Origin of the sequence: Microlunatus endophyticus (assembly GCF_014646195.1) — a bacterium.
Taxonomy (GTDB): domain Bacteria; phylum Actinomycetota; class Actinomycetes; order Propionibacteriales; family Propionibacteriaceae; genus Microlunatus; species Microlunatus endophyticus.
Genome location: NZ_BMMZ01000013.1, coordinates 14,406 through 40,667 on the forward strand (window position 1 = coordinate 14,406; position 26,262 = coordinate 40,667).

21 protein-coding genes and 3 pseudogenes are annotated in these 26,262 nt (G+C 67.6%); 14 read left to right on the forward strand and 10 right to left on the reverse strand.

Annotated elements, in window-relative coordinates; all coding sequences use genetic code 11:
- Positions 1-13 precede the first annotated feature (13 nt).
- The gene (locus tag IEY07_RS20075) at positions 14-1,252 is read right to left on the reverse strand and encodes a phospholipase D-like domain-containing protein (protein ID WP_188897209.1); all 1,239 of its coding nucleotides are present in this window, start codon (positions 1,250-1,252) and stop codon (positions 14-16) included.
- Positions 1,253-1,334: 82 nt separating this feature from the next.
- Here IEY07_RS20075 and IEY07_RS24590 point away from each other — a divergent pair.
- A pseudogene (locus tag IEY07_RS24590) lies at positions 1,335-3,065 on the forward strand (UvrD-helicase domain-containing protein); the annotation flags it as partial.
- A gap of 315 nt (positions 3,066-3,380) precedes the next feature.
- A pseudogene (locus IEY07_RS24595) lies at positions 3,381-4,076 on the forward strand (3'-5' exonuclease); the annotation flags it as partial.
- 173 nt (positions 4,077-4,249) lie between these two features.
- On the opposite strand, the gene IEY07_RS20085 reads toward IEY07_RS24595, so the two are convergent.
- Positions 4,250-5,275, reverse strand: coding sequence for a M23 family metallopeptidase (locus tag IEY07_RS20085; protein WP_188897213.1), 1,026 nt, complete (start codon positions 5,273-5,275; stop codon positions 4,250-4,252).
- A gap of 167 nt (positions 5,276-5,442) precedes the next feature.
- A pseudogene (locus tag IEY07_RS20095) lies at positions 5,443-6,536 on the reverse strand (M23 family metallopeptidase).
- On the opposite strand from IEY07_RS20095, the gene icmB reads away from it, so the two are divergent.
- The 4 genes from icmB (at position 6,477) to IEY07_RS20115 (ending at position 9,994) form a co-directional block, all read left to right on the forward strand.
- Positions 6,477-6,893, forward strand: coding sequence for a coenzyme B12-dependent isobutyryl CoA mutase small subunit (gene icmB, locus IEY07_RS20100; protein ID WP_188897219.1), 417 nt, complete (start codon positions 6,477-6,479; stop codon positions 6,891-6,893). The pseudogene IEY07_RS20095 and the gene icmB overlap by 60 nt on opposite strands.
- 96 nt (positions 6,894-6,989) lie before the next feature.
- On the forward strand, positions 6,990-8,153 hold the full coding sequence (gene sucC, locus IEY07_RS20105; RefSeq protein WP_188897221.1) for an ADP-forming succinate--CoA ligase subunit beta: 1,164 nt from the start codon (positions 6,990-6,992) through the stop codon (positions 8,151-8,153).
- 34 nt (positions 8,154-8,187) lie between these two features.
- Positions 8,188-9,066 (forward strand): succinate--CoA ligase subunit alpha, encoded by an 879-nt coding sequence (gene sucD, locus IEY07_RS20110; protein WP_188897223.1) that lies wholly within the window; start codon positions 8,188-8,190, stop codon positions 9,064-9,066.
- 10 nt (positions 9,067-9,076) lie between these two features.
- Complete coding sequence (locus tag IEY07_RS20115) at positions 9,077-9,994, forward strand: aminoglycoside phosphotransferase family protein (RefSeq protein WP_188897225.1); 918 nt, start codon at positions 9,077-9,079, stop codon at positions 9,992-9,994.
- Between the two features lie 12 nt (positions 9,995-10,006).
- Here the strand turns inward: IEY07_RS20115 and IEY07_RS20120 are convergent, their stop codons facing one another.
- Positions 10,007-11,722: a hypothetical protein gene (locus IEY07_RS20120; RefSeq protein WP_188897227.1), complete on the reverse strand. Its 1,716-nt coding sequence runs from the start codon at positions 11,720-11,722 to the stop codon at positions 10,007-10,009.
- Between the two features lie 137 nt (positions 11,723-11,859).
- Here IEY07_RS20120 and IEY07_RS20125 point away from each other — a divergent pair, with 137 nt between their 5' ends.
- Genes IEY07_RS20125 through IEY07_RS20135 form a run of 3 tightly spaced genes read left to right on the forward strand, consistent with a single transcriptional unit; the run spans position 11,860 to position 14,244 of the window.
- Positions 11,860-13,290 (forward strand): cell division protein PerM, encoded by a 1,431-nt coding sequence (locus IEY07_RS20125; RefSeq protein ID WP_188897229.1) that lies wholly within the window; start codon positions 11,860-11,862, stop codon positions 13,288-13,290.
- 38 nt (positions 13,291-13,328) lie between these two features.
- Positions 13,329-13,949 (forward strand): phosphoribosylglycinamide formyltransferase, encoded by a 621-nt coding sequence (gene purN, locus IEY07_RS20130; RefSeq protein ID WP_188897231.1) that lies wholly within the window; start codon positions 13,329-13,331, stop codon positions 13,947-13,949.
- Positions 13,939-14,244, forward strand: coding sequence for a DUF3017 domain-containing protein (locus IEY07_RS20135; RefSeq protein WP_188897233.1), 306 nt, complete (start codon positions 13,939-13,941; stop codon positions 14,242-14,244). Before purN ends, IEY07_RS20135 begins: the two co-directional genes overlap by 11 nt.
- Positions 14,245-14,270: 26 nt before the next feature.
- On the opposite strand, the gene IEY07_RS20140 is transcribed toward IEY07_RS20135, so the two are convergent.
- From IEY07_RS20140 to IEY07_RS20160, 5 genes are all read right to left on the reverse strand, one after another.
- Positions 14,271-14,600 (reverse strand): DUF4190 domain-containing protein, encoded by a 330-nt coding sequence (locus IEY07_RS20140; protein ID WP_188897235.1) that lies wholly within the window; start codon positions 14,598-14,600, stop codon positions 14,271-14,273.
- Between the two features lie 45 nt (positions 14,601-14,645).
- A complete protein-coding gene (locus tag IEY07_RS24350) occupies positions 14,646-15,353 on the reverse strand; it encodes a DUF4190 domain-containing protein (protein ID WP_229670396.1) in 708 nt (235 codons plus the stop codon).
- Positions 15,354-15,396: 43 nt separating this feature from the next.
- Positions 15,397-15,678: a DUF4190 domain-containing protein gene (locus IEY07_RS20150; protein WP_188897237.1), complete on the reverse strand. Its 282-nt coding sequence runs from the start codon at positions 15,676-15,678 to the stop codon at positions 15,397-15,399.
- 96 nt (positions 15,679-15,774) lie between these two features.
- Positions 15,775-17,232, reverse strand: coding sequence for a S10 family peptidase (locus tag IEY07_RS20155; protein WP_188897239.1), 1,458 nt, complete (start codon positions 17,230-17,232; stop codon positions 15,775-15,777).
- A gap of 7 nt (positions 17,233-17,239) precedes the next feature.
- Positions 17,240-18,229: a malate dehydrogenase gene (locus IEY07_RS20160; protein WP_188897241.1), complete on the reverse strand. Its 990-nt coding sequence runs from the start codon at positions 18,227-18,229 to the stop codon at positions 17,240-17,242.
- A gap of 141 nt (positions 18,230-18,370) precedes the next feature.
- On the opposite strand from IEY07_RS20160, the gene IEY07_RS20165 reads away from it, so the two are divergent.
- From IEY07_RS20165 to trpS, 4 genes are read left to right on the forward strand one after another with little or no spacing between them, the layout of a single operon-like run.
- Positions 18,371-19,417: an SGNH/GDSL hydrolase family protein gene (locus tag IEY07_RS20165; RefSeq protein ID WP_188897243.1), complete on the forward strand. Its 1,047-nt coding sequence runs from the start codon at positions 18,371-18,373 to the stop codon at positions 19,415-19,417.
- A gap of 15 nt (positions 19,418-19,432) precedes the next feature.
- Entirely contained in the window at positions 19,433-20,602 is a 1,170-nt protein-coding gene (locus IEY07_RS20170) for a nucleotide sugar dehydrogenase (protein ID WP_188897249.1), read from the forward strand.
- A gap of 49 nt (positions 20,603-20,651) precedes the next feature.
- Positions 20,652-22,031 (forward strand): hemolysin family protein, encoded by a 1,380-nt coding sequence (locus IEY07_RS20175; protein WP_188897252.1) that lies wholly within the window; start codon positions 20,652-20,654, stop codon positions 22,029-22,031.
- The gene (trpS, locus tag IEY07_RS20180; RefSeq protein WP_188897254.1) at positions 22,028-23,035 is read left to right on the forward strand and encodes a tryptophan--tRNA ligase; all 1,008 of its coding nucleotides are present in this window, start codon (positions 22,028-22,030) and stop codon (positions 23,033-23,035) included. The genes IEY07_RS20175 and trpS overlap by 4 nt, the downstream gene beginning before the upstream one ends.
- A 9-nt stretch (positions 23,036-23,044) precedes the next feature.
- On the opposite strand, the gene IEY07_RS20185 is transcribed toward trpS, so the two are convergent.
- Complete coding sequence (locus IEY07_RS20185) at positions 23,045-24,943, reverse strand: Na+/H+ antiporter (RefSeq protein ID WP_188897257.1); 1,899 nt, start codon at positions 24,941-24,943, stop codon at positions 23,045-23,047.
- Here IEY07_RS20185 and IEY07_RS20190 point away from each other — a divergent pair.
- Entirely contained in the window at positions 24,942-26,195 is a 1,254-nt protein-coding gene (locus IEY07_RS20190; protein ID WP_188897259.1) for a phosphotransferase, read from the forward strand. The genes IEY07_RS20185 and IEY07_RS20190 overlap by 2 nt on opposite strands.
- Positions 26,196-26,262 lie beyond the last annotated feature (67 nt).

The following is a 26,262-nucleotide window of genomic DNA, read 5'->3' on the forward strand; positions in this document are numbered from 1 at the left end:
CTGCAGACCCGGGTCAGAGCAGGGGGCGGAAGGGCGTCAGAACACTCTCGCTGAATTTCACCATCGCCGGGCGGCTGTGCCATTCGTCCAGGGTGAGTTCGCGACAGTTGCCGGAATCGACGTCGAAGATCTCCTCCAGCTGCCGGGCGACCGCGTCGGAGAACACCTCGATGTTGATCTCGTAGTTCCCGGCCAGCGACAGCCGGTCGATGTTGGCGGTGCCGATCGTCGACCACTGGCCGTCGATACAGGCCGTCTTGGCGTGCACCATCGCGCCCTGGAAGAGGAACAGCCGGACACCGCCGCGCAGCAGCTGGCTGTAGAAACCGCGGGACAGCCAGTCGGCAACGATGTGGTTGGACTCCTCCGGGACGATGATCCGTACGTCCACCCCGCGATCGGCGGCCTGCAGCAGAGTGCGCACCATGTCGTCGTCGGGAATCAGATACGCGTGGGTCAGATAGATGTGATGCCGGGCCCGGTCCATCGCGTCCAGGTACATGCTGCGGATCGGGAAGACCAGGTTGCGGGGGACATTGCGGTAGAGCCGGATGTTGGGCTGCCAGACCAGACCGCCGGTGTCCGGCAGCGCCGGCAGCCGCTTGCGCGGGAAGAGATTCCAATAGTCGATGAAGGCATTCTGCATGTCCCAGACGATGTCGCCGGTCAGCCGGGCGTGCGTATCGCGCCAGTTGGTCGCGTACAGGCTGCCGATGTTGTAGCCACCGATGAACGCGACGTCGCTGTCCACGACCAGCAGCTTGCGATGGTTGCGTCCCAGCCGACGGGGCAGCGGCAGCGCGATGCCGCCCAGCCCGTGCGGCTTGATCTTGATGTTGGGATGCCTGGGGAAGTGGAAGAAGCTGCGCGGGACGACGAGATTGGCGAAGACGTCGTAGACGATGTAGACCCGTACGCCTCGGTCGGCCGCGGCAATCAGCGCGTCCTTGAACTCTTGGCCGACAGGATCGGATTTCCAGATGAAGGTTTCGAAGAAGATCTGCTTCTTGGCCTGCCGGATGGCGCCGAGCATGTCGGCGTACAGATCCTCGCCGTAGGTGTAGATGGTGACCTCGGACCCACCGGCTGTGACCGACCGCGGCGGCACCCGCGGGAAGACGGCCGGACGACGGTTCTTCTTGCGCCGGTGGTCCACCACCGCCAGCGAGGCCAGTGTCACGGCCTGGGCCGCACCGACTGCGAGTGCTGTGCGCCGCAGGATCTTGCGCACCGGTACCCGCCGCAACCACATGGCGACAGCGTAGCCGCCATCCACAACCAGGACCGCCCGTCGAGGCCGGTCTGTCCTCAGACCCCACTAGGCTGGACCGGTCATGGCCAACCCGTCCTCTTCCGTCCCGTCGTCAGCCGCCGCGCGCCCGACCCCGCCCGAGGACGCGCTCTTCCCGCAGGCCGACCGCGCAGCCAAGCGCAAGGACCGCGGCAAGGGCCGGGCGAAGGCGAAGGACCTTCTCGAGGGGCTCAATCCGCAGCAGCGACAGGCGGTCACCCACGAAGGTGCTCCGGTGCTGGTGGTGGCCGGCGCCGGCTCCGGCAAGACCCGGGTGCTGACCCGCCGGATCGCCTACCTGGTCTCCGAGCGCAATGTGCACCCCGGATCGATCCTGGCGATCACCTTCACCAACAAGGCGGCCGCCGAGATGCGCGACCGGGTGATCGAGCTGGTCGGCAACCGGGCCAGGTTGATGTGGGTGTCCACCTTCCACTCCGCGTGTGTCAGGATCTTGCGCGCCGAGATCGGCCGATTCGGCATCTCGCGGACATTCTCGATCTACGACGACACCGACGCCAAGCGGCTGATGCAGTTGATCTGTCGTGATCTCTCCCTTGATCCCAAGCGGTTCCCGCCGCGCGCGGTTCTGAACTGGGTGTCCAACCTGAAGAACGAGTTGATCGATCCGGATTCGGCCGGCGATCGGGTCAACACGGCTCTCGAGGAGGGCTATCTCGAGGCCTACAAGGAATATCAACGTCGGCTGACCGCGGCCAATGCGCTGGACTTCGACGATCTGATCATGACCACGGTCCATCTGATGCAGGCGTTTCCGGAGGTCCGCGAACAGTATCGGCGCCGCTTCCGGCACGTCCTGGTCGACGAGTACCAGGACACCAACATCGCCCAGTACGCGCTGATCCAGCAGTTGTGCGGCGAGATCGCCGATCCGGACGACGATGCTCCGGTCGCGGCTCCGGCGGAGCTGATGGTGGTCGGTGACTCCGACCAGTCGATCTATGCCTTCCGTGGCGCGACGATCCGCAACATCCTGGACTTCGAGAGCGATTTCCCGGGTGCCGAGACGATCTTGCTCGAACAGAACTACCGCTCCACCCAGAACGTGCTGGACGCGGCCAATGCGGTGATCAGTCACAACCAGGGCCGGACCGAGAAACGGCTGTGGTCCGATCTCGGTACCGGTGAGCAGTTGATCGGCTACGTCGCCGACACCGAGCACGACGAGGCCCAGTTCGTGGCCAACGAGATCGACTCGCTGGTCGACCAGGGCAAGATCAAATACAGCGATGTCGCGGTCTTCTACCGGACCAACGCGCAGTCACGTGCCTTCGAGGAAGTCTTCGTCCGCGTCGGGATGCCGTACAAGGTCGTCGGCGGGGTGCGCTTCTACGAACGCCGGGAGATCCGCGACGCGGTCGCCTATCTGCGCGCCATTGCCAACCGCACCGACGACGTCTCGCTGCGGCGGATCCTGAACGTACCCAAGCGGGGGATCGGCGACCGTGCCGAAGCCGCGGTCGAGGCGCACGCCGCCGAGCAGCAGATCAGCTTCGCCGACGCGTTGCGCCGGGTCGACGAGATCGGTGGGATAGCCACCCGGTCGGCCAAGCAGATCGCCGGCTTCACCAGCTTTATGGACAAATGCGAGCGGATGGTCGCCGAGGGGGCTCCGGCGGATCAGGTGCTGACGACTGTGCTGCAGGATTCCGGCTACCTGGCCGAATTGCACGAGTCGACTGATCCGCAGGATGAGACGCGGTTGGAGAACCTGGTCGAGCTGGTGGCGGTGGCCCGGGAATTCGTCACCACCGGTGCCGCTCCGCTGGGCGGTGCGCCGGGGGCTGGACCCGGTGGGCTGGAGGCATTGAGCACCGACCCGGCGGTCGCCTACAGCTATGACCTGCCGACGCCGGAACCGACTCCGGGACCAGGTCCCGCCGAAGCTCCGGCGCCTGCGGACAGCCTCTTCGCCGAGGGGCTCTTCGCCGTCGACGACGAGGCCGGCCCTTCGACAAGCCCAGGGCCCCAGAGCGCTGATCCCGCCGGTGCGCCGGCCGCGGGTCCGTCCATCCTCGACGCGATCAGCGTCGGCCCGGATGCCGACCAGCTCACCGGCGCCGAATTCGAGCTCGGCGCTGGCGCACCGGAGCCGGATGTCACCCTCGGCGCCTTCCTCGAACGGGTCGCCCTGGTCGCTGATGCCGATCAGATCCCGGACGCTCCCGGCGGGGAGAACTCCGGCATGGTCACCCTGATGACCCTGCACACCGCCAAGGGGCTGGAATTCGACACCGTCTTTCTGGGCGGCATGGAGGACGGGATCTTCCCGCACCAGCGGGCGCTGGGGGATCGTACGGAACAGGAGGAGGAGCGTCGGCTGGCCTATGTCGGACTGACCCGGGCGCGGCGACGGCTCTACCTCAGCCGCGCCATCGTCCGATCGGCCTGGGGTGCGCCACAGCACAACCCGCCCAGTCGTTTCCTCTCAGAGATTCCCAGCGACCTGATCGAGTGGCGCCGTACCGAAGGGGCCGTGACGACCTGGCGATCCTCCTCGGCGACCTCGAGCTGGGAGCGCGAACGCGCCAAGGACGAGGCGACCGCCCGCTGGCGCAACACCGTCGGCTTCGGCAGCCCGATGCCGAAGAAGAAGGAGATCCCGAGCCTGGCCCCCGGGGACCGGGTACTGCACTCGGTCTTCGGCATGGGCAGTGTGGTGGCGACGTCGGGCGCCGGTGACAATGCCAAGGCCGACGTCGACTTCGGTTCGGCGGGTATCAAGCGCCTGTCTCTGAAACACGCACCGCTCGAAAAGCTGTAGGCGCGGAACTTCGGCCGACGAGAACTCGGCACCCGCGAGCGTGAGCCGCCGGCGGAGGGACGGGCCGGCGAGTCTGGTCGCAAGCAGAGGTAGGTGCGGACGGGATACAGGGGTAGTCCCCCGGAACCTGCTCTTGGTGGTGCCAGACCGGGCGGCAGCAGCAGGAAGTGGACTCAGACTTTGAGGCCGTGGGCGGTGAACCAAGGGACCGGGTTGACGGCGCTGTAGACGTCGCCCGGGGTGACGCCGACCGGATACAGCTCGACGTGGGTGTGCGGACCGAACGCGCGGCCGGTCATCCCGACGTGGCCGATCACCTGGCCGCCGGTGACCTTCTGGCCGTTGGTGACCGCAGTCGACTCCATGTGGGCGAAGAGCATCTGCTCGCCATCGGCGAATTTGATCACCACGTAGTTGCCGGCCCAGCTGCTGGCCGGACCGATGCCGGCATTGGTCACCACACCGTTGGCGGTGGCATGGATCGGCGTGCCGATCGGGGCAGCGAAGTCGACGCCGGTGTGGTAGCGGGCCCAGGAGCCGACCTCGCCGAAGGTGGCCGCGATCGTGAACTGGCCCGGGTTGACCGGCAGGTGCGCGGTGCCGTCACCACTGGTGTCGGTGCCACCGACCCCGGCCTTGCTGAGTTTGCTGGAGAGCTTCTGGGTCTCGTTCGCCGTGGACTTGAGCGCCTTGGCGCGAGCGGCAGCGGCGGCTTCGGCTGCTGCGTCCTGCTGGCTGGTGTCGGTCACCTTGGCGTTGGCCTGGGCGTCCTGGCGGGCCGACATGTCGACGGTGCCGTCCAACGGCTGGCCGACGCTCTTGGACCCGGTGGAATCGCTCTCGGCGCCACTGTTCAACGCCGGGCGCTGAGCCGAACGGCTGCTGCCACCGGTGCGTCCGGTGACTGCTCCGGACGCCGAGTCCGCCGAATTCGAGGAGTTCGCGACCGTCACCGACGTTGCCGCGCCATGGCTGTCGTGGGCCGAACTGGTCGCTGCCACCGCTCCCGCAACACCGAGGCCGAGGCCGGAGATCGCCAGCGCGGCGATCCCGTTGCGGAGCCAGCCCCGCCTGTCCTTCTCGATCTCTTCGATGGCCCGCCGGGCCGACGAGTGCCGATAGACCCCGGAGGCAGAAGTCCGCAGACTGTTGAATCGGTTCAACGGCGCATCGGACTTGCGGCGTGGTTGCGGTGACACGCGGTGGGTACTCCTGTCCTCGACGACTGCCCGCTGAGACCCCTAGCAGGCAACAGGCACTCGAAGACCATAACGGATGAATAACGGCCCGACAAACCCTGCGGGTGGATCTGTGGACAAAATTCGGTCGCGCTGAGATTTCGGATGCTGGTCGGTTTCACCGGGATTCAGCGGGGATGGACGCCGACCGCGGCCAGCCACGGCAAGGGGTCGACCGCCCGGTAGACGTCGCCGAAGCGGACTCCGGGTGGATACACCTCGAAATGCAGGTGCGGTCCGAAGGCACGGCCGGTCTGGCCGACCCGCCCGATCACCTGGCTTGCCGCCACCTGCTGGCCGACAGTGACCCCGATCCACGACAGGTGGCTGTACATCGTCGTCACGCCGTGGGATGCCGGACGGCCACGTGATTGCCCGCCCAGTCGCCGCTGTTCCCGGCGAAGACGACCGTCCCGGCGGCCGCCGCGTGCACCGGCTCAGCGTACGGCGCCCGGAAGTCCACTCCGGTGTGATAGCTCGCCCAGGACCCGGTCGCGCCGAACCGGGTCCCGATCACACCAGCCGCGATCGGCAGGGCACCGGATCCCGCTGCTTCGACCTCGTCGAGCCTGGCCCGGGCGGCGGCGATCACCTGTTGGCGCTCACGGTCGGCGAAGATCCTGGTCTGGGCCCGCTGGGTCGCATCAGCCGTCTCGGTGAGCGCGTGCTGCCGGGCTCCGGCCTGGGCCTGATAACCCGCCTGGACCCACTGCTGACGGTCCAGCGCGAGGGCGTACTGACGCTGGGCGGCGACCAGCCGGGTCTGCGCGGGGGTGCTCAATCGGATCACCGGAACCGCACCCAGGCTCGGATCGTAACTGTCGAGCGGCGCCGGGCCCTCCGCACTGCGATCGGCAGACGCGACCTGTGCGTTCGGCTCGAGGCCGAGGCCGAGGCCGAGGTCGGTGGTCGCAGCGAGCAGGATGCCCAGGCCGCTGATCACCCCGACGGCGGCAACAGTGGATGCCCAGCGTCCGAGCCAGGACCGGATCGCCGGGCGCAGCTGTCCGGAGGTCGCCTCCTCGACGAGGCGGCCGATGCTCTTCGGCGCTGCCCGTAACACGACTCTCCTGCCGCCGTCCTCAAGTCTGGCACCGCTGGGGTGCACCCGGTGCCGACCGGAACAGCGGATTCGGGGCCGCGGGCGGGTAACGTCGGCGGCATGCAGAAAGCGTCGACGCCGTTGCGGATCGTGGTCGCAAAACCGGGTTTGGACGGACACGACCGCGGGGCCAAGGTGATCGCCCGCGCATTGCGCGACGCCGGGATGGAAGTCATCTACACCGGCCTGCACCAGACACCCGAGCAGATCGTCGCGACCGCGATCGCCGAGGACGCCGATGGGATCGGGCTGTCGGTGCTGTCCGGTGCACACATGACTCTTTTCGCCCGGGTCCTGGAACTGCTCAAAGACGCCGACGCCGACGACATCGTGGTGTTCGGAGGCGGCATCATCCCCGAGGCCGACCGGTCGCAGCTCGCCGACCTCGGCGTGACGGGCATCTTCACTCCAGGCGCCAGGATGGACGAGATCGTCGACTGGGTCCGAGCGAACGTACGGCGTACGGCGACCTTGTAAGCACCCTGACCCGGGTGATCACCGCCCCCTCGCCGGGGCTAGGCTGCGGCACGTCTGCTACCGCGGACGCAACTGTCAGGAAGCGAGGTATGGCGCGTGGATCTGTACGAGTACCAGGCGCGTGATCTGTTCGAGGCACATGGCGTCCCCGTCCTGCGCGGCATCACCGCGACGACGCCGGACGAGGCCAGGACTGCCGCAGCCGAACTCGGCACTCCGGTCGTCGTCGTCAAGGCTCAGGTGAAGACCGGCGGCCGAGGCAAGGCCGGCGGTGTGAAGATCGCCAAGAGCCCGGACGAGGCTGCCAGCCGTGCCGAGGAGATCCTCGGCCTGGACATCAAGGGTCACGTCGTCAAGAAGCTGATGATCGCCGAGGGCGCCGACATCGCGGAGGAGTACTACTTCTCGGTGCTGCTCGACCGCGCCAACCGCCGCTACCTGGCGATGTGCTCCAAAGAGGGTGGCATGGAGATCGAACAGCTCGCGGTCGAGCGCCCGGACGCGCTGGCCCGGGTCGCCGTTGATCCGCTGGTCGGCATCGACGAGGCCAAGGCCACGGAGATCGTCGCAGCGGCCGGCTTCGACGGTGAGACCGGCGCCAAGATCGTCCCGGTGTTGATCAAGCTCTACGACGTCTACGTCGGTGAGGATGCCACCCTGGTCGAGGTCAACCCGCTGGTCAAGACCGGCGCCGGGGAGATCGTCGCGCTGGACGGCAAGGTCACTCTGGACGAGAACGCGGAATTCCGTCACCCCGACCACGAGGCGCTGGCCGACAACGCGACCACCGATCCGCTCGAGGTCAAGGCGAAGGAGAAGGGTCTCAACTACGTCAAGCTCGACGGCGAGGTCGGCATCATCGGCAACGGCGCCGGCCTGGTGATGAGCACACTGGACGTGGTCGCCTACGCCGGGGAGCCGTACGGCGTGAAGCCGGCGAACTTCCTCGACATCGGTGGCGGCGCGAATGCCACCGTGATGGCCAACGGCCTGGACGTCATCCTCGGCGATGATCAGGTCCGCGCCGTCTTCGTCAACGTGTTCGGCGGAATCACCGCCTGTGACGAGGTCGCCAACGGCATCAAGGGCGCGCTGGAGATCCTCGGGGAGGAGGCCACCAAGCCGCTGGTCGTGCGGCTGGACGGCAACAACGTCGAGCAGGGCCGCGCGATCCTGAACGAGCTGAACCACCCGCTGGTGACCCAGGTCGACACGATGGACGGAGCCGCGGCCAAGGCCGCCGAGCTCGCCGCCCGGTGACCCGCTGACAGCAGAGAAGAGGAATCACAGAACCATGTCGATCTTTTTGAACGCTGACAGCAAGATCATCGTCCAGGGCATGACCGGCTCGATGGGGGCCAAGCACACCCGGCTGATGTTGCAGGCCGGATCCAACATCGTCGGCGGCGTCAACGCCCGGAAGGCCGGGACGACCGTGGACTTCGACGGCACCGAGCTGCCGGTCTTCGGCACTGTTGCCGAGGCGATGGAGAAGACCGGTGCGAATGTCTCGGTCGCCTTCGTTCCGCCGGCCTTTTCCAGGGACGCGGCGATCGAGGCCATCGATGCCGAGATTCCGTTGCTGGTGATCATCACCGAGGGCATTCCGGTCAAGGACTCCGCCGAGGTCTTCAACTATTCGCTGGGCAAGAAGACCAGGATCATCGGGCCCAACTGCCCCGGGATCATCACCCCGGGCGAGTCGCTGGCCGGGATCACGCCGCACACCATCGCGGGCAAGGGCCCGATCGGGCTGGTCAGCAAGTCCGGCACCCTCACCTACCAGATGATGTACGAGCTGCGGGATTTCGGCTTCACCACCGCGATCGGCATCGGTGGCGATCCGGTGATCGGAACCACTCACATCGATGCGCTGCAGGCATTCCAGGATGACCCGGACACCAAGGCGATCGTGATGATCGGGGAGATCGGCGGCGACGCCGAGGAACGGGCCGCCGACTACATCAAGGCCCATGTCACCAAGCCGGTGGTCGGCTACGTCGCCGGCTTCACCGCACCGGAAGGCAAGACGATGGGCCACGCCGGTGCGATCGTCTCCGGCTCGTCGGGCACCGCGGAGGCCAAGAAGGCCGCTCTGGAGGCCGTCGGGGTCAAGGTCGGCAAGACGCCGAGCGAGACCGCGGAGCTGATGCGGGCGATCCTGAACGGCTGAAGTCGGCGGTGTGGTAGCGGTACCCGAAGCCGTACGCATCCGAGCGGTCAGCCAGGGGCAGGGCGCCTGGCTGACCGGTCTCGATGATCAACTCCGCCGATTGTGCGCGAACTGGGGTCTCACACCGGGCCAGGTGCTCGATGGCGGAACTGCGTCGCTGGTGCTTGGAGTGACCTGCGCCGACGGCGCTCCCGCCGTGCTCAAGCTAGTGATCCCCGGTATCGACTTCCATGATCAACTCCGGCTGCTGGAGCTGGCCGATGGTCGCGGTTACGTACGGGTGCTCGGTGTTGATCAGGAGACGAACGGCTACCTGCTGGAGTCACTCGGCGGGTCGCTGGCCGACGCCGATCTTCCACCCCAGGAACAGATCCGGGCCGTCTGCGATCTCCTCCGGGTCGCTTGGGAGGTCCCGGCCACGAGCTACCTCGACCAGAGCTGGAACAACGCCGAGGAACTCGCCCGGCTGATCACAAAGCTGTGGAATCGCCACAACCGTCCCTGTCCGGAACGGGTCGTCGACCAGGCCCTCGGCTATGCGGCCCGTCGAGCCGCGATGCCGCGCGGTGAGTGGGTGGTCGTGCACGGCGATCCGCATCCGGGCAACGTGCTGCGCTCGCCCGACGCCCGGGAGGGCTCGGTCGGAGGGTATGTCTTCGTCGATCCGACAGGATTCCTGGCCGATCCGGCCTACGACGTCGGCATCCTGATGCGGGACTGGAGCGACCAGCTGTTGGCATCCGACGATCCGCGGGGGTGGCAGCAGCACCATTGCGCTCTGGCCGCCGGCTACAGCGGACTGGACTGCGACACCATCGCCGAATGGGCATACATCGAACGGGTGAGCAGCGGGCTGTTCGTCCTCGATGTCGGCGATCCTGATCATGGTCGCCGGTTCCTGCAGACCGCTGAACTGCTGATCGCTTAGTGTCTCGCGCGACTAACGAACCTGGCTGGCACGCTGGGCGGCTCGTACGGTCAGTGTCGACCACTCGTCCTGGGGAAGGTCCCAGTCCGGGGTCCGCGGCAGGAAGGTGTAGACCAGCTTGTCGCCGACGGCCGCAATGCCGACCCGGTATTTGGACGACTTCTTGGTGGTGATCCGCTGACTGACGAGCGCGACCGAACCGGTGATGTCGGTGTCGTCGGCACCGACGCCGGACACCCGGGCATCGTCCAGCACGTGGGCCGTCGGCAGCCTGTCGGAGCACTTCTTGATGTTGTCGCCGATCATGCCTGCTTCATGGGCGGCGTCCTTGGCGGATTTCATCGTGATCGTGATCTCGTCCAGCCCGAAGGTGCTCGGCATGCCCTTCGGCTTGTCGACGAGCACATAGCTGCGTGCGGCCCGGCCGGTGGCCGAGAGAGTTGCGAAGTCGACGTTCTCACATCCCGAGGTGACGACGTCGGCGGGTGAGCCGGGCGCCAATCCGCCCCAGGTGCCGGTGTTGCTGGTCGGCACCGGGATGTCGGCCAGCGCCAGGAAGCCGGGCTCGTCGCCACCGACCGGCGGCGGCCCGTCGCTGACCTGCGGATCGCTGGCGCAGATGCCGATGGCCGCGGTGCACTGCTGATCGGTGAGCTTGCCGAGTGCGGCGGCGGCCTTGTCGAGGTCGGGTGCGGTCTTGGTCTGGGCGATGTCGATCACGTTGACCAGCCGTCCGGTGCGGTTGGCCACCACAGCGCGGTAGCTGTCCTTGGCCGGATTCTCCAGCAATACGGCGGTGGCCTGGTCGCCGAGGCCGGTGATCACCCGCGCTGCATCGATGAAGCTGCCCTTGAGGTTGCAGCCGCCCAGCGACTTTGCGACGAGGGCGAAGGACTCTGCCGCCAGTTCCGAGGTCCGGTAGGCCTCCGACAGATGCAACGCAGTGGGTCCGTTGGTCGAAGTGGACAGCGTCCGGACCATCGTCTCCGACGGGGTCGGGGCGTCATCCTGAGGCCCGGCCAGGCATGCGGGAACGGGGGAGTCCGCGCCGCCGGCCGGCTGGTCGGCGGTGACCTGCCAGGGCAGGTTCACGACCGTATTGGCCAGTTGCGGACTGAACATCGTCTGCTCGGTGATCAGATGGGTGCTGGCCGCGCTGGTCGCCGACGGCTGTGGCTCCTGCGCGGCCGGGGTGGCGCGGTGGTTGGACCAGAGCAGGTAACCGACGGCCAGGGCGGCCACTACCACGACGGCGATCACGCTGACGGCGATGCCCGACCGGCTCCGGCGCGCGGGACGGACGACCGGCTCACTGAGGTTGGGCCGGCGGCCGACATCTGGCCGGTCGGCCTTCTGCAGCCCGCTGCCGCCGCTGCTGTCCCGCAGCTGCTGGAGCTCGGCCAGTCGTTCGGCCCGCCGGGCTGCGGCGATCCGCTCCTCGGTCGTCGGCTGGTGGACCGGGGCCGGCTGCTCTGCGGCATCGGCGGGTGACCGTGGCGCCGGTGGCTCCTGGCGTACGGCCGAGTGTGAACCGGTCGCGACGTCCGCCTCGTCCTTGACCGGCGCCTCGTCCTTGACCGGCGCCTCGTCCTCGACCGGCGGCTGGTCTGCCAGGTCGTCGGCCGAGTCGTCGGCCAACTTGTCAGATGGGCCTGCTGCCGGGTGGTCGGTCGGGTCGTCGAGACGGGCCCGGCGCGGTCGGTACTCGCCCCGATCATTCCCCGCCATGCTCGACCGAACTCCCTGCTGACGTGCCGTTTCAACCGGGGCGGACCCCGGGTGGCCCCTCTCGGACCGCTTGAACTGTACCTGCTCGGGCGTGTCTGTCCCAGATTGCCGCAGCGGCAGGAGAGCATGGATGAGCCATGGCCTCCCCACTGTCCTCGCGTCGGTCCAAGCGTCCGTCGGCCCGTCAGACGCCTGACGTACGCCTGACCGCCACGCGCGCGGAAGAGGCGGACTCGGACGGGGAGCCGTACGGCCCGCGATGGGGCTGGCAGCTGGTGGCAGTCGGTGGTGCGCTGATCAGCGCACTCGCCGGCTGGGTCATCGTGTCCGGTCTGGCCGTCGTCGGCTGGCTTGCCGCCGACCCCGGCGACCTCAGTTCGGTGCTGCACACCGGGACACGCTTGTGGCTTCTGGCCAACGGGTCGCCCGCCCGGCTGGGCGGCGTCTCGTGGTCGCTGGTTCCGCTCGGAATGAGCCTGCTGATCGTCTTCATGATCAGCCGCTTCACCCGTTCGGCGGTCCGGTTCGCCCAGGCGGAGGACTCGGAGGCGCTCAGGATCGCGGCCGGCGCGGCCGGCCTGGCGACCGTCGGTTACGCCATCGTGGTGGCAGCCGTGGCATTGACCAGCGGGGCCGATGTGGTCCGCGGCGTCGTCGGCGCCGCGTTGATCGCGGCGATCGGCAGCTTCTGGGGTGCCAGCCGGGGCGCCGGGATCCGGCTCAGCGACTACTGGCCGCAATGGACTCGGCCGCTTCCGGCTGCCGTCAGCGGCGGGGTAGGAGTGCTGCTGGTCTCCGGATCGGCGGTACTGGCGACCGGGATGATCTTGCACGCCCACCGGATCTCCGTCCTGGCCGCCGGGCTCGGCGCGGGCACCGTCGGCGGCATCGCGCTCTGGGCGGCACAGGCCGCCTTCGCCCCGAATGTTGTGATCTGGGCGGCCAGCTATGCCCTCGGCGCCGGCTTCACGATCGGCCAGGGCTCGGTCGTCGCGCCGTCCGACACCAGCCTCGGACTGCTGCCGTCGATTCCGATCCTCGGCGCCCTGCCAGGTGTGGGTCCCGGCACTGCCGTCAGTCTCAGCTGGCTGGGCTCGGGGGTGGTCGCGGGCGCCGTTGCGGCCTTCTTCGTGGTGCGCCGCCGACCGGACGCGCGCCCGGACGAGACGTCGCTGGTCGGCGGTCTGGCCGGTCTGCTCGCTGCTCTGGTCTTCACCGGACTGGGCGCCGCCACCGGCGGCGGCCTCGGTGACGGACGGCTGGCCGGTGCCGGCCCGCGGATGCTGCCGCTCCTGGTGATGAGCTGTACGCTGCTCGGTCTGTCGGGAATGATCTGCGGCCTGGTCTTCGGCCTGGTCGCGACGCTGCGGCGGGTCCGCAGCCACCGCACGCAGGCTGCGGACCGACGCGTCCGGCCGGAGGCGGCCGCAGCGCCGGCGATGGAGGACGACGACACGGTCGCGGTCGAGCTGCCCGAAGACGCCGAGATCGACGCGGAGGAAGACGCCGAGATCGACGCGGAGGAAGACGCGGAGGAAACAGTCGTCCGGCAGCGCCGGTCCGCCTGAGCGTGGCCGGCAGCTGATCGGCAGATAGGCTGCCCGGCGTGGCGTTACGCGTGGTCGTGCTGGTGTCTGGATCGGGGACCCTGTTGCAGTCGTTGATCGACGCACAGTCCGGCCCGGAATTCGGCGCCCGGATCGTCGCGGTCGGATCCGATCGGCCCGCGGTCGAGGGCCTGGACAGAGCCCGGCAGGCGGGGATCCCGACCTTCAGCCACCCGTTGCCGAAGGGCGCAGATCGTGCGGCCTGGGACCGGGCCCTCACTGAGCTGGTCGCCGATCACCAGCCCGACGTGGTCGTGCTGGCCGGCTTCATGAAGCTTGTCGGAGCAGCGTTCCTGGAGAAGTTCTCCGGCCGCATCATCAATTCCCACCCGGCCCTGCTGCCTTCCTTCCCCGGGATGCACGGGACCCGGGACGCCCTCGACCACGGCGTCAAGATCACCGGATCGACCGTGTTCCTGGTCGACGACGGTGTGGACAGCGGTGCGATCCTCGACCAGGCCGCCGTACGGGTCCTCGACGACGACACCGTCGACAGCCTGCACGAGCGGATCAAGATCACCGAACGCGAGTTGCTGGTCCGGGTGGTCGCCCGGATGGCCGCGCAGTCGTGGTGGGTCGAGGGGCGCAAGATCTGCTGGGGCGGATCCGATGGACGCTGAACGACAACCGGCACACCTGAGCACTTCGGCGGAGATCACGCCGTTGGCGGTGGTCGTGATCGGCATGGCTGCCGGGGTCGTCGGCGTGCTGATCGGTCACTGGCGGCTGGGCTGCGTGGTCATCGGCGCATTCCTGACCATCGGCGGCATCGAGCGGCTGGTGCTCGCCGATCGGTCCGGCCTGTTGCAGGCCAGGAACAGATTCTTCGACGTGATCGCCCTGTTGGGAATGGGGATCGCGGTCATCGTGCTGGCCATCGTCGTGCCGCACGGCGGCGGCAACCCGATTCCCTAGTTTCGTGCGACGCGTGCCGCACCTTCCTAATAGCTGGACTGGGAAGCGGAGATGCCGATGATCACCACGAAATAGATGATCATGAGCACGACACCGGCCGCGTTCAGCAAGGTTCCGACGATTCCCAGGATTCGTCCGGCACTGATGAGGCTCCGATTGTCGTAGGCGCCCGGATTCGCGTCGACCTCCGCCAGTGCTTTGTTTCCTATCACCCAGGCGGCGATACCGAAGCCGAAGCACACGACGAAACCGAGGATGCCGAAGACCAGAACGATCGCTCCCTGCGGATGCGACTGGCGGATCGGCCCATAACCGTAAGGCTGACCGTAGGGGCCAGGACCGTACGGAGAACTCATACTCCCCGGCCTCGTGCGACCTGCGTCGGTGGACTCGGTGGGCTGCTAGGAGCCACTGCTGGCCGCCGCCGCGATGATCACGATGATGTAGATCACGATCACGATGCCCTGCAGGATCGTGGAGATGATGCCGCAGATCCGGCCGGCGTTGACCACGCCGCGGTTGGAGTAGGCGCCAGGATTGGTGTCGATCTCCCGCAGTGCCCGGGTGCCCATCACCCAGGCAGCGATGCCGAAGCCGAAGCAGACCACGAATCCGAGGATGCCGAAAACCAGGATCATGGTGCCCTGCGGGTGCGGCTGCTGCATCGCACCGTAGCCGTACGACTGCGGGCCGCCGTAGCCACCCGAGTAGGGCTGGGTGCCGTAGGAGGCCGGAGTGCCGGTGTTCGGGGCGCTGCCATAGCTGGACGGGGCGGTGCCGTAGCTGGACGGCGTTCCGTAGCCGGGTTGCTGACCGTAGCCGGGCTGCTGACCGTAGCCGGGCTGGCTCTGCGGCGGCTGCTGCTGCCCGTACCCCGGTTGCTGGCCCGGTTGCTGGCCATAGTCAGGTTGCTGACCGTAGGAGGGCTGTTGCCCCTGGGACGGGTCCTGCCCGTACCCCGGCTGCTGGCCCGGTTGCTGGCCATAGTCAGGTTGCTGTCCGTAGCCGGGCTGATTACCGGACTGATCACCCTGCTGATCTCCGGACTGGTCGCCGGACGAATCGTTCGGCTGATCGCCGTAGGGGCTGGAACCGTAGAGGGAGCTCATGCCACCCATCTTCTCCTCAATCCGCTCACCGAGCGGTCAAACTTCAGTTGCCGTGGGAGAGCGCGAACCGGGCGATCAGGCCGATGACCCAGATCACGATGGCGATGATGCCGAGGATCCGTCCGGCATTGACCATGCCACGGTTGGTGTAGGCGCCAGGGTTCGCGTCGATCTCCTTGAGTGCGCCGTTACCCAGGACCACGGCGATGATCCCGCAGGGAAAACAGATCACGAGGCCGACGATGCCCAGGATGAGCACCGGGACACCACGCGGATGGGGCTGCGGCACGGCACCATAGCCGGGCTGCTCGTATGGAGTAGTCACAAGCCCAGGATGTCGGATTGAGGGTGCATTGAGCTATAGAATCCCCGATATCGGACCGCCTTGATGAAATCTTGATTCTTCCCGGCGTTCCTCGACTCAGGTCGCCGAGCGGATGAAGGCGCGCAGATCCTCCGACTGCTGTTGCCTGCTCGGCTCGTGCACATAGGTCATGTGCCCGGCCTCGTAGTAGGCCCACTCGATCCGCTCCCTGGCCGCTGCCGGAATCCGCAGGTGCGCGATCACGTGTTCGGCGGCGAAGTGCGGGGTCGCCCCGTCGTAGTAGCCGCAGGAGATGTGCACCCGCAGGGCGGGATTGTCCCGCAACGCCTTGGCCAGCGCGGTCGCGGTCTCCACCGAGGCGTTCTCGAATTCCTTGTACGACCAGGGATAGACCTTGGGCGTCAGGATGTTGTACGGGATGTCGATCTTGAAACCGCATTCGTCCCGGATATAGGAGTTGAAGGCCGTCGCGTACGGTCCGAGGATCGCGCTGTAGGACGGGTCGTAATCCATGTGCGAGTCGTTGCCGTGGTCGAGCCAACCGACGAACCGCATGTCCAGCCGGCCCACCAGTTGCTGCCGGTCACGCATCAGCTCGGCGACGAAGTCGAACAGCGTGATCCGCAGGTCGGCACGGTCGACATAGGCGGGATCGAGGCCGGTCAGCCGGGCATAGCGCTCGATCACCGCTCGGCGTTCGTCGGTCGGAAGCCGGGAACCGCGGGCCAACGCGTACGGAAGATCACGGGCAGCGAAGTCTTCTGCCTGGGCGACCACATCGGCCAGATCACCAAGATCATCGGCGAGCTTGCCGTGATAGTGCGCGGTCGCTGCGTAGGTCGGCAGGTAGAGGGCGAATGCCTGGTCATTGCCCTCGGTGAAATCGGCACTGGCGAAGTCGAGGATGCTGGAGATCAGGATGACGCCGTTGACGTACATCCCGTACTCCGATTGCAGCCGGTTGGCCAGTCCCGCCGCGCGGGTCGTCCCGTACGACTCTCCGGCCAGGAATTTCGGGGACGACCAGCGGCCGTTGCGGGTGGCCCACAACCGGATGAATTCGCCGACCGATTCAAGATCGCGACCGAAGCCGTGGAAATCGTCGGCCCGATGTCCCTCGACGGTGCGGGAGAAGCCCGTCGTGACCGGATCGATGAAGACCAGATCGGTCTCGGTCAGCAGCGTCTGCAGGTTGTCCTCGATCGCATACGGCGGCGGTTTCAGGTCACCGGCGTCACCCATGATCACCCGGCGCGGGCCGAGCAATCCCAGATGCAGCCAGACCGAGGACGAGCCGGGGCCGCCGTTGAACGCGAAGGTGACTGGTCGGCTGCCGGGTTCGGCCCCATCGAGGGTGTAGGCGATGTGGAAGATCTCCGCCCGGGCCTGGTGGCCGCCGAACTTCTGGTCCTCGATGATCTCCTCGCGCAGCACCATCCGGCCGCAGCTGACGTGATACTCCAGCCGCTGCTCACCGGAGCCGATCGACCCGGTGCTGGTGACCAGATAGTCGGCCGGCGCCGGTTGCTCGGTCGCCTTCGCGTCGTCGGTCATCGTCGGCTCAGATCAGGCCGAGGCTCTTGACGGCTTCGGCCTCGTCCCGCAGCTCGGCCACGGAGGCGTCGATCTTCGCCTGGGAGAAGTCATCGATCTCCAGGCCCTCGACGATGGCGTATTCGCCACCCGAGACGGTCACCGGGAAGGAGCTGATCACGCCCTCGGCGATGCCGTACGAGCCGTCGGTCGGCACCGCCATCGAGACCCAGTCGCCTTCGGGAGTGTCGGTGAGCCAGGTGCGGGCGGCCTCGAGGGTCGCGTTGGCCGCGCTGGCGGCCGAACTGGCGCCGCGGGCCTCGATGATCGCCGCACCGCGCTGCTGCACCGTCGGCAGGAACTCCGACTCGATCCACTTCTGGTCGTTGATCACCTCGGCCGCCGGGGCGCCGTTGATCTTGGCGTGGAAGACGTCCGGGTACTGGGTGGCGGAGTGGTTGCCCCAGATGGTGACGTTGGTGACGTCGTCGACGGTGACGCCGGCCTTCGCGGCCAGTTGGGCCTTGGCCCGGTTGTGATCAAGACGAGTGAGTGCGTTGAACCGGTTGCCGGGAATGTCGGGAGCGTTGCTGGAGGCGATCAGCGCGTTGGTGTTGGCCGGATTGCCGGTGATCAACACCTTGACGTCATCGGCTGCGTGATCATTGAGCGCCTTGCCCTGGGCCGAGAAGATCGCGCCGTTGGCCTGCAGCAGATCCGACCGCTCCATGCCCTTGCTGCGTGGACGGGCGCCGACCAACAAGGCCAGGTTGATGCCCTCGAACACCTTGTTCGGGTCGTCGCCGATCTCGACACCGGCCAGGGTGGAGTAGGCGCAGTCGTCCAACTCCATCACGACGCCCTCGAGTGCCTTGAGGGCCGGTGTGATCTCCAACAGGCGCAGTTCGACCGGCTGGTCGGGACCGAGCAGTTCGCCGGAGGCGATCCGGAACAACAGGCTGTAGCAGATCTGGCCGGCGGCGCCGGTGACGGCGACCTTGACGGGGGCGGGGCTCATGTCACTCTCTCCTCAGGTGATGCATACCAGTCGGTCGACTGGACGACCAGGATCCGACGCTAGCAAGATTGGTGGACACGGTGATCGGGCGGGTCGCGTGATGATGCCCACACGCCGCAATCCCGAGCGAAGGAGCTGTCGATGACCTTGTCGGCGACTGACGGTCTGCAGTGGCATGAGTTGGACGGCGAGCCGGAGGGCCGGGGCTGGCGCATGCCGGACACAGCGCTCCGCACGGATCGGCTGCCGGCCCGGGCGCAGGCGGTCGTCCCGCAGCCGGTCTGGGACCTGAGCCGGCACTCCGCCGGGCTGTACTACCGGTTCCGGACCGACGCGACGCGGATCGCAGCCCGCTGGACCGTCGGGCTCGAGCCGGTGGCCATGCGGCACATGCCGGCCAGTTCGGTCAGTGGCGTCGATCTGTATGCCGCCGACGACCGCGGGCTGCTGCGCTGGGCGTCGTTCGGCGCTCCGGATGCGGTCGGAACCACCACCGACGTGTTGCTGGACGGTATCCGACCGGCTGGTCCTGGCGGCCGGGAGTTCCGGCTCTACCTGCCGCTGTTCAACCGGGCCGACGATGTCGCCCTCGGTGTCCCGGCCGGCGCCACCCTGCAGGTACTCGATCACGATCCGACGCCGCCGGTGCTCTACTACGGCACCTCGATCGTGCACGGTGCCGCGGCGTCGCGCCCGGGGATGGCGATGCCGGCCATGCTCGGCCGCCGGCTCGGCAGACCTGTCATCAATCTCGGCTTCTCCAGCAACGGCCGGATGGAGATCGAGCTCGCGGCGCTGTACGCCGAGGTCGATGCGGCCGCGTACCTGATCGACTGCCTGCCCAATATGACCACCGAACAGGTCGCCGAGCGCGCCGAGCCCTTCGTCCGACGGCTCCGGCAGGACCGGCCGTCGACGCCGATCCTGCTCGTCGAGGACCGGACCAGGACCGACGCCTGGATCCTCTCCGACGTCCAGGAGAATCACGAGCTTCGCCGCGGCGCGCTGCGGACGGCCTACGAACGACTGCTCGCCGAGGGCGATGGCAACCTCCACTACCTGTCCGGGCCCGGCTTGCTGGGCACCGACGGCGAGGCGACAGTCGACGGCTCCCATCCCACCGATCTCGGTTTCAGCCGGATGGTCACCCATCTGTTGCCGAGCTGCCAGAAGATGTTAAGGAACTGAACTAGGTTGGTTGCCATGACCAAGGTTGCGGTGGTGGGAACGGGCTACGTGGGGCTGTCGATGGCGATCCTGCTGGCCCAGCACAACCGGGTGGTGGCCTACGACATCGATGCCGAACGGGTCGAGTTGCTGAGGGCCGGGACGTCGCCGATCGAGGATGTCGAGATCATCGACCACCTGGCCCACGCCGAGCTGGACCTGACCTTCACCACCGACAAGCACCAGGCGTACGAGGACGCGGAGTTCGTGATCATCGCGACCCCGACCAACTACCACCCGGTGAAGAACTACTTCGACACCCGGTCGGTCGAGGGCGTGATCACCGACGTTGCGGCGGTCAACCCGGCGGCGGTGATGGTGGTCAAGTCAACTGTCCCGGTCGGCTTCGTCCGCGACGTCACGTCGCGGCTCGGCACTGCCAACGTGATGTTCAGCCCGGAGTTCCTGCGGGAGGGGAAGGCACTCTACGACAATCTGCACCCCTCGCGGATCATCGTCGGCGAGACCAGCGTCCGGGCCAAGCGCTTCGCCGACCTGCTGCTGGAGGCCGCCGAGGACACCGACGTGCCGGTGCTGATGACCGAACCGACCGAGGCCGAGGCGATCAAGCTCTTCGCCAACACCTACCTGGCGATGCGGGTCGCCTACTTCAACGAGCTCGACACCTTCGCCGTCCTGCACGGATTGGACTCGCGGCAGATCATCGAGGGCGTCGGTCTGGACCCGCGGATCGGCAGCCACTACAACAACCCGTCCTTCGGCTATGGCGGCTACTGCCTGCCCAAGGACACCAAACAACTGCTGGCCAACTACCGGGACGTGCCGCAGACACTGATCGAGGCGATCGTCGACGCCAACGGCACCCGCAAGGATTTCGTCGCCACCGACATCCTGTCCCGGCATCCGCGGACCGTCGGGATCTACCGGCTGATCATGAAGACCGGATCCGACAACTTCCGCGAATCCAGCGTCCAGGGCGTCATGAAGCGGATCAAGGCCAAAGGCATCGAGGTGCTGGTCTACGAGCCAGAGCTGACCGACGACAGCTTCTTCGGCTCGGAGGTCATTCGTGATCTTGATCAGCTGAAGTCCCGGGCCGACGTGATCGTCGCCAACCGCCGGCATCCTGATCTGGCCGACGTGGAGGCCAAGGTCTACACCAGGGACCTGTTCGGGACCAGTTGACCGATCCGCTGGTCGTGCCCAATGGCCGTGCCCAATTAGTCTGGGGCGCATGAGCACCGTAGTGGGCGATGCCGGTCTGATCCTGCTGTTCATCGTGATCAGCGGGGTCTTCGCGGCCGCCGAGATGGCGCTCGTGTCGCTGCGCGAGAGTCAGGTCAGGCAGCTGGCCCATCGCAGCAGCCGCGGTCAGACGATCGTCAAGCTGACCAGCAACCCCAACCGTTTCCTGTCCGCCGTCCAACTCGGTGTGACGCTGGCCGGCTTCTTGTCGGCGGCCTTCGGCGGTGCGACCCTGTCCGGCCCGCTGGGCCGGCAGTTGCAGCGGTTGCATCTCAGCCCCGGAGTCGCGAACACCGTCGCCCTGGTGGTGGTCACGGCGATCATCTCCTACGTGTCGATCGTGGTCGGTGAGCTGACCGCCAAGCGACTGGCCCTGCAGCGCTCGGAGTCCTTCGCGATGGCGCTGGCTCCGGTGGTCGACTTTGTCGCCCGGATCGCCAGGCCGGTGATCTGGCTGCTCGGCGTCTCCACCAACGGTCTGGTCCGGCTGCTCGGCGGTGACCCGTCGGCCCATCGCGAGGAGGTCAGCAGCGAGGAGATCCGGGCCATGGTCAGCGGGTCGGAGAGCCTGGGTGAGGAGGAGCGGCGGATCGTCGACGACGTGTTCGCGGCCGGTTCGCGCAGCCTGCGCGAGGTGATGGTGCCGCGGACGGAGGTGGACTTCCTTGATGCCGACACTCCCGCCTACCAGGCGGTCCGCGAGGTCAACACCGCGGCCCGCTCCCGATATCCGGTCCGCGACCAGTCATCGGACGACATCATCGGCTTCGTGCACATCCGCGATCTGCTGGATCCCCGCGTCAGCACCCGCGCGATCCCGGTCCGCGAGTTGGTCCGGCCGGTCGTCTCCCTGCCCGACACCGTACGCGTCCTGCTGGCCCTGACCGAGCTGCGCCGGCAGGCCGCCCACCTGGCCATCGTGGTCGACGAGTACGGCGGCACGGCCGGCATCGTCACCTTGGAGGACCTGGTCGAGGAACTGGTCGGGGAGATCACTGACGAGTACGACGAGCCGGAGGTCGATCGTGGTCCAGACCGGGACCACGAGGTGGACGGGCTGCTGACGCTGGAGGAGTTCGCCGACCGCACCGGGCTGACGCTGCCGGAGGGCCACTACGACACCGTGGCGGGCTATTTCGTCGCGCGCCTCGGCCGCATCCCCGAGCTCGGCGACACTATCGACGACGAGATCCCGACCGGCCGGTCCGGTGACGACGACACACCGGCAATGACCCGACTGGAAATGCGCGTGACCGAGCTGGACGGCCGCCGGGCAGCCCGGTTCTGGGCCCGGATGACGCCGGTGGAGCCGTCCAAGGCGGCGACCGAGGAGGTCGTGCCGCACGTTCAGCCGGCGATGGAAGAATGACCTCCGTGTCCGACCGTGTTCTTTCCCTGATCCAGCCCACCGCCGATTCGCTGCATCTGGGCAACTATCTGGGCGCCCTGCGCCAGTGGGTACCGCTGCAGGACAGCTACGACGCCTTCTACGGCGTGGCCGACCTGCACGCGTTGACGGTCGAGCCGGATCCCGTCGTCCTGAAGGAACGCACGCTGCGGGCCGCCGCACAGCTGATCGCCGCAGGGATCGACCCGAGCCGGTCGACGGTCTTCGTCCAGTCCCACGTCGTCGAGCACACCCAGCTCAGCTGGGTGCTGTCGTGCATGACCGGTTTCGGGCAGGCCAGCCGGATGACCCAGTTCAAGGACAAGTCGGCCAAGGCCGGATCCGACTCGACCAATGTCGGGCTCTTCAGCTACCCGATCCTGATGGCCGCCGACATCCTGCTCTACCAGGCGGCGCAGGTGCCGGTGGGGGAGGACCAGCGCCAGCACCTCGAGCTGACCCGGGACCTGGCCGGTCGCTTCAACGCCCGCTACGGCCGGACCTTCGTTGTCCCCGAACCGCACATCCTCAAGTCGGTCGGCAAGATTCAGGACCTGCAGGAGCCGACGGCCAAGATGAGCAAGTCGGCGGCCTCGCCGAACGGACTGATCGACCTGCTGGACGATCCTAAGATCAACGTCAAGAAGATCAAGTCCGCGGTCACCGACTCGGGCCGGGAGATCAGCTTCGACGAGGACGCCAAGCCCGGAGTCTCCAACCTGCTGACCATCCTCGCCGCCCTCACCGACGAGCCGATGGACACCCTGGTCGCCGGCTTCGAGGGCAAGGGGTACGGCGATCTCAAGGGTGCGGTGGCCGATGCGGTGACGGCCTTCGCGGCGCCCTACCGGGAGCGTACGCTGCAACTGCTGGACGAGCGGACCGAACTGGAGAAGATCCTCGCCGAGGGCGCAGCCCACGCCCGCGAGGTCGCCCACTCCACGATCACCGACGTTTACGCCAAGGTCGGGCTGCTGCCCGCCTGAGCCGGGCGGCTAGCCCAGCTCCTCATCCACGAAACACCAGCGCCACTTCTCGCCCTGCTCGAAGCTGCGCATCACCGGGTGCCCGGTGTCCTGGTAGTGCCGGGTGGCGTGCTTGCCGACCGAGGAGTCGCAGCAGCCGACCTTGCCGCAGGTCAGGCACAGCCGCAGGTGCACCCAGCGCAGGCCCTCGCGCCGGCAGTCCTCGCAGACCGCGGGCCCGTTGGGCTTGATCACGTGCGGCGCCTGCTGGAGATGCTCGCAGTCACCCTCCAGCGAGGCGCGGGTGAGCAGTGGTTCGGCTTCGGACACGTCACCGGTCTGGTCCTCCAGGACGGTCAGCATCGACTCCTCGACGTCCAGGCCGTAGAGCACGTCTTCGATCACCTCATGATCGATCTGGCCCAGGGCGCGGATCCGCAACACCTCCTTGCGCTCGGCGGTCAGGGTCGCCATCCGGAGCCGCCGATACTCCTCGGCCGGGGTCTCGACATCGCTGCCGGTGCCCAGGTGCTCCCACATCTCATTGGTCCTGCGGGTGATCCGGTAGCGCAGCTGCTCGATGGTGTCCTCGGCATCCGACGGCCTCCTGATCTCCTCGAGCGTCTCCAACGCGACCCGGGAACTCGACTCCAGCACAGACGCGGCCTGCAGCGCATCCTCGCGGGGATCCGGGCCGTGCAGTCCGGCCCGTCGGGCGAATGCAGGCAGCGTGAATCCCTGCAACAGCAGAGATCCGACGGTCACCACCATCGCGGCGAAGACCAGCACCGAGCGGTACGGCGTCTGCTGCGGCAGCACGAAGGCGGTAGCCAACGTGACGACACCGCGCATGCCGGCCCAGCCGATGATCGCCGACTGGGCCCAGCTGCCGTCCCGCATCAGGCCGGTACGCCACAACACCGCCCGGCTCACGGCGACGACCAGCAGCCGGACCACGATCACGCCGCCGAAGACGGCGGCGCAGACCGCGATGATCTTGCTCGGCCGGACACCGGAATCGGCGAGATCGGAGATGATCCAGCGCGCCTGCAGCCCGATCAACAGGAAGACCGCATTCTCCAGCAGGAACTGGATCGTCGCCCAGTTCATCCGCTCGCTCAGCCGGGACCGCGCGGTCTGCACCACCGGCGCCTTGTGGCCGATCAGCAAGCCTGCTGTCACCACTGCGATCACCCCGGAGACGTGCAGACCGGCGAACTGGATCTCCTCGGCCGGCAGGTAGGCGGCGAACGGCAGCAGCAGCGAGAGCGCATTGTCCAACCGGGCTGAGGTGATCGCGGCGCGGATGCGGACGGCGAGGAACGCCACCACCAGACCGATCAGCACACCGCCGCCGGCCGCGGACACGAAGGCCAACCCGATCCGTCCGAAGCCGACATCGGCGGTCATCGCCAGGATCGCCACCCGCAGGCAGGTGATCGCGGTCGCGTCGTTGAAGAGCGACTCGCCCTCCAGGATGGTGACGATCCGCCGTGGCAGTCCGACCCGCCGGGCGACCGAGGTCGCGGCCACCGCATCGGGCGGAGCGACCACGGCGCCGATCGCCACGCCGACGGCCAGCGGTACCGACAGCAACAGGTGGACCAGGATCCCGATTCCCAGTGCGGTGATCACCACCAGCCCGACCGACAGCACCGCGATCGCCGACGCCTGGGCCCGGAAGTCGATCACCGAGGATCTGATCGCGGCGGCGTACAACAGCGGCGGCAACAGGCCGATCAGGACGATCTCGGCGCTCAGCTGGACCTGGGGGAGTTGCGGCACGAACGAGGCCGCGATGCCGACCACCATCAGCACCAACGGCGCCGGGACCCTGATCTTCGCCGCCAACGCGGTAACAGCGATCACCACCGCGGTGAGCGTCGCTATGCCGAGTGCCACCTCCACGCGGGCTATCGTGCCACCCATGGCCGATCCCTTGCGCCACCAGAACGCGACCCTGCAGCGGGACGATGGTTCGGACCTGCTCACCTCCGACGAGGCCAAGGAGGTCCTGACCGCGGCCGTCGGCCGGGGCGGTGGCCGGCTGGTGTCCTGGCAACTCGATCATGTGGACGCCAACCCGAGGCGCAGTACGACCGCAACCTTCCACACCGTCGTCGACTGGCCGCACGGGCGGCGCGAGGAGTTGATCGGCGTCAGCGCCCGCGCCGACGGCCGGACCCGCAGCGACGAGCGCGCGGTGATCTTCGGCAACGGCAGCCGCGAGGTCGCGGTCTGGCTCTACCCGGACGACCCGGACCTGCCCGGCCTGCATCGGGCGGCGTTCCCGGAGCGCTTCGCGGCCCTGTTCACCGAGCTGGGCATCGTCGGCCGGCCGGTGCGGACCGACCAGGTGCGGCTGGAGCTGATCGGCTACCGGCCGCGCCGCCGGGCGGTGATCAAAGCCGTCGTCGAGAGCCAGTACGGGCCGGAGGTGTTCTTCGTCAAGGCACTGCGCGAGCAGAGCTTCGCCAGCATCCTCGGACGACACCGGCTGCTGCTCGACGCCGGATTGCCGGCCCCGCTGATCGCGGCGGCGACCCCTGATTTCCTGTTGGTGCTCAGAGAACTGCCGGGCCGGCCGCTGGCGCTGGCACTCTTCGACGACGTTCCGCCGACCCGGGCCGAGGATCTGATCGCGGTCCTGGACGCGATGCCGCCGCAGGTCGCCGGACTCGACCGGCACCGGCCCTGGACCGATGCCGTCGACCAGTACGCCACCATGGTCTCCACAGCGCTGCCCGAGGCCGAGCCGATGCTGACAGCGATGGTCAACCACATCCGTTCGGGGTTGGCCGGGATCCCACTCGGCAACGAACCGACCCACGGCGACTTCTACGAGGCGCAGGTGTTCGTCAGCAGCGGCCGGGTCAGCGGGATCCTCGACATCGACACCATCGGCCCGGGCCGGCGTGCCGATGATCTTGCCTGTCTGGTGGCTCATCTGGCCACCGTGCAGCGGATGAATGCGGCCCAGGCGGCCCGGGTGCAGCGGCTGCTCACCGAGTGGCTGCCGGTCTTCGACAGCCGAGTGGACCCGGTTGAGTTGCGGCTGCGGGCCGCCGCGGTCGCGATCTCGCTGGCCACCGGCCCGTACCGGGGCCAGGAGCCCGACTGGCAAGGGGAAACCTGGCAGATTCTGCGATCAGCCGATCAATTGATCCGCAGCATTTCCTGAAGTTATGGATTAAACGGTTAATCACGCTACGATCGGCTTGCCGCCGAGTCGTCGCGGGAATCCTTTG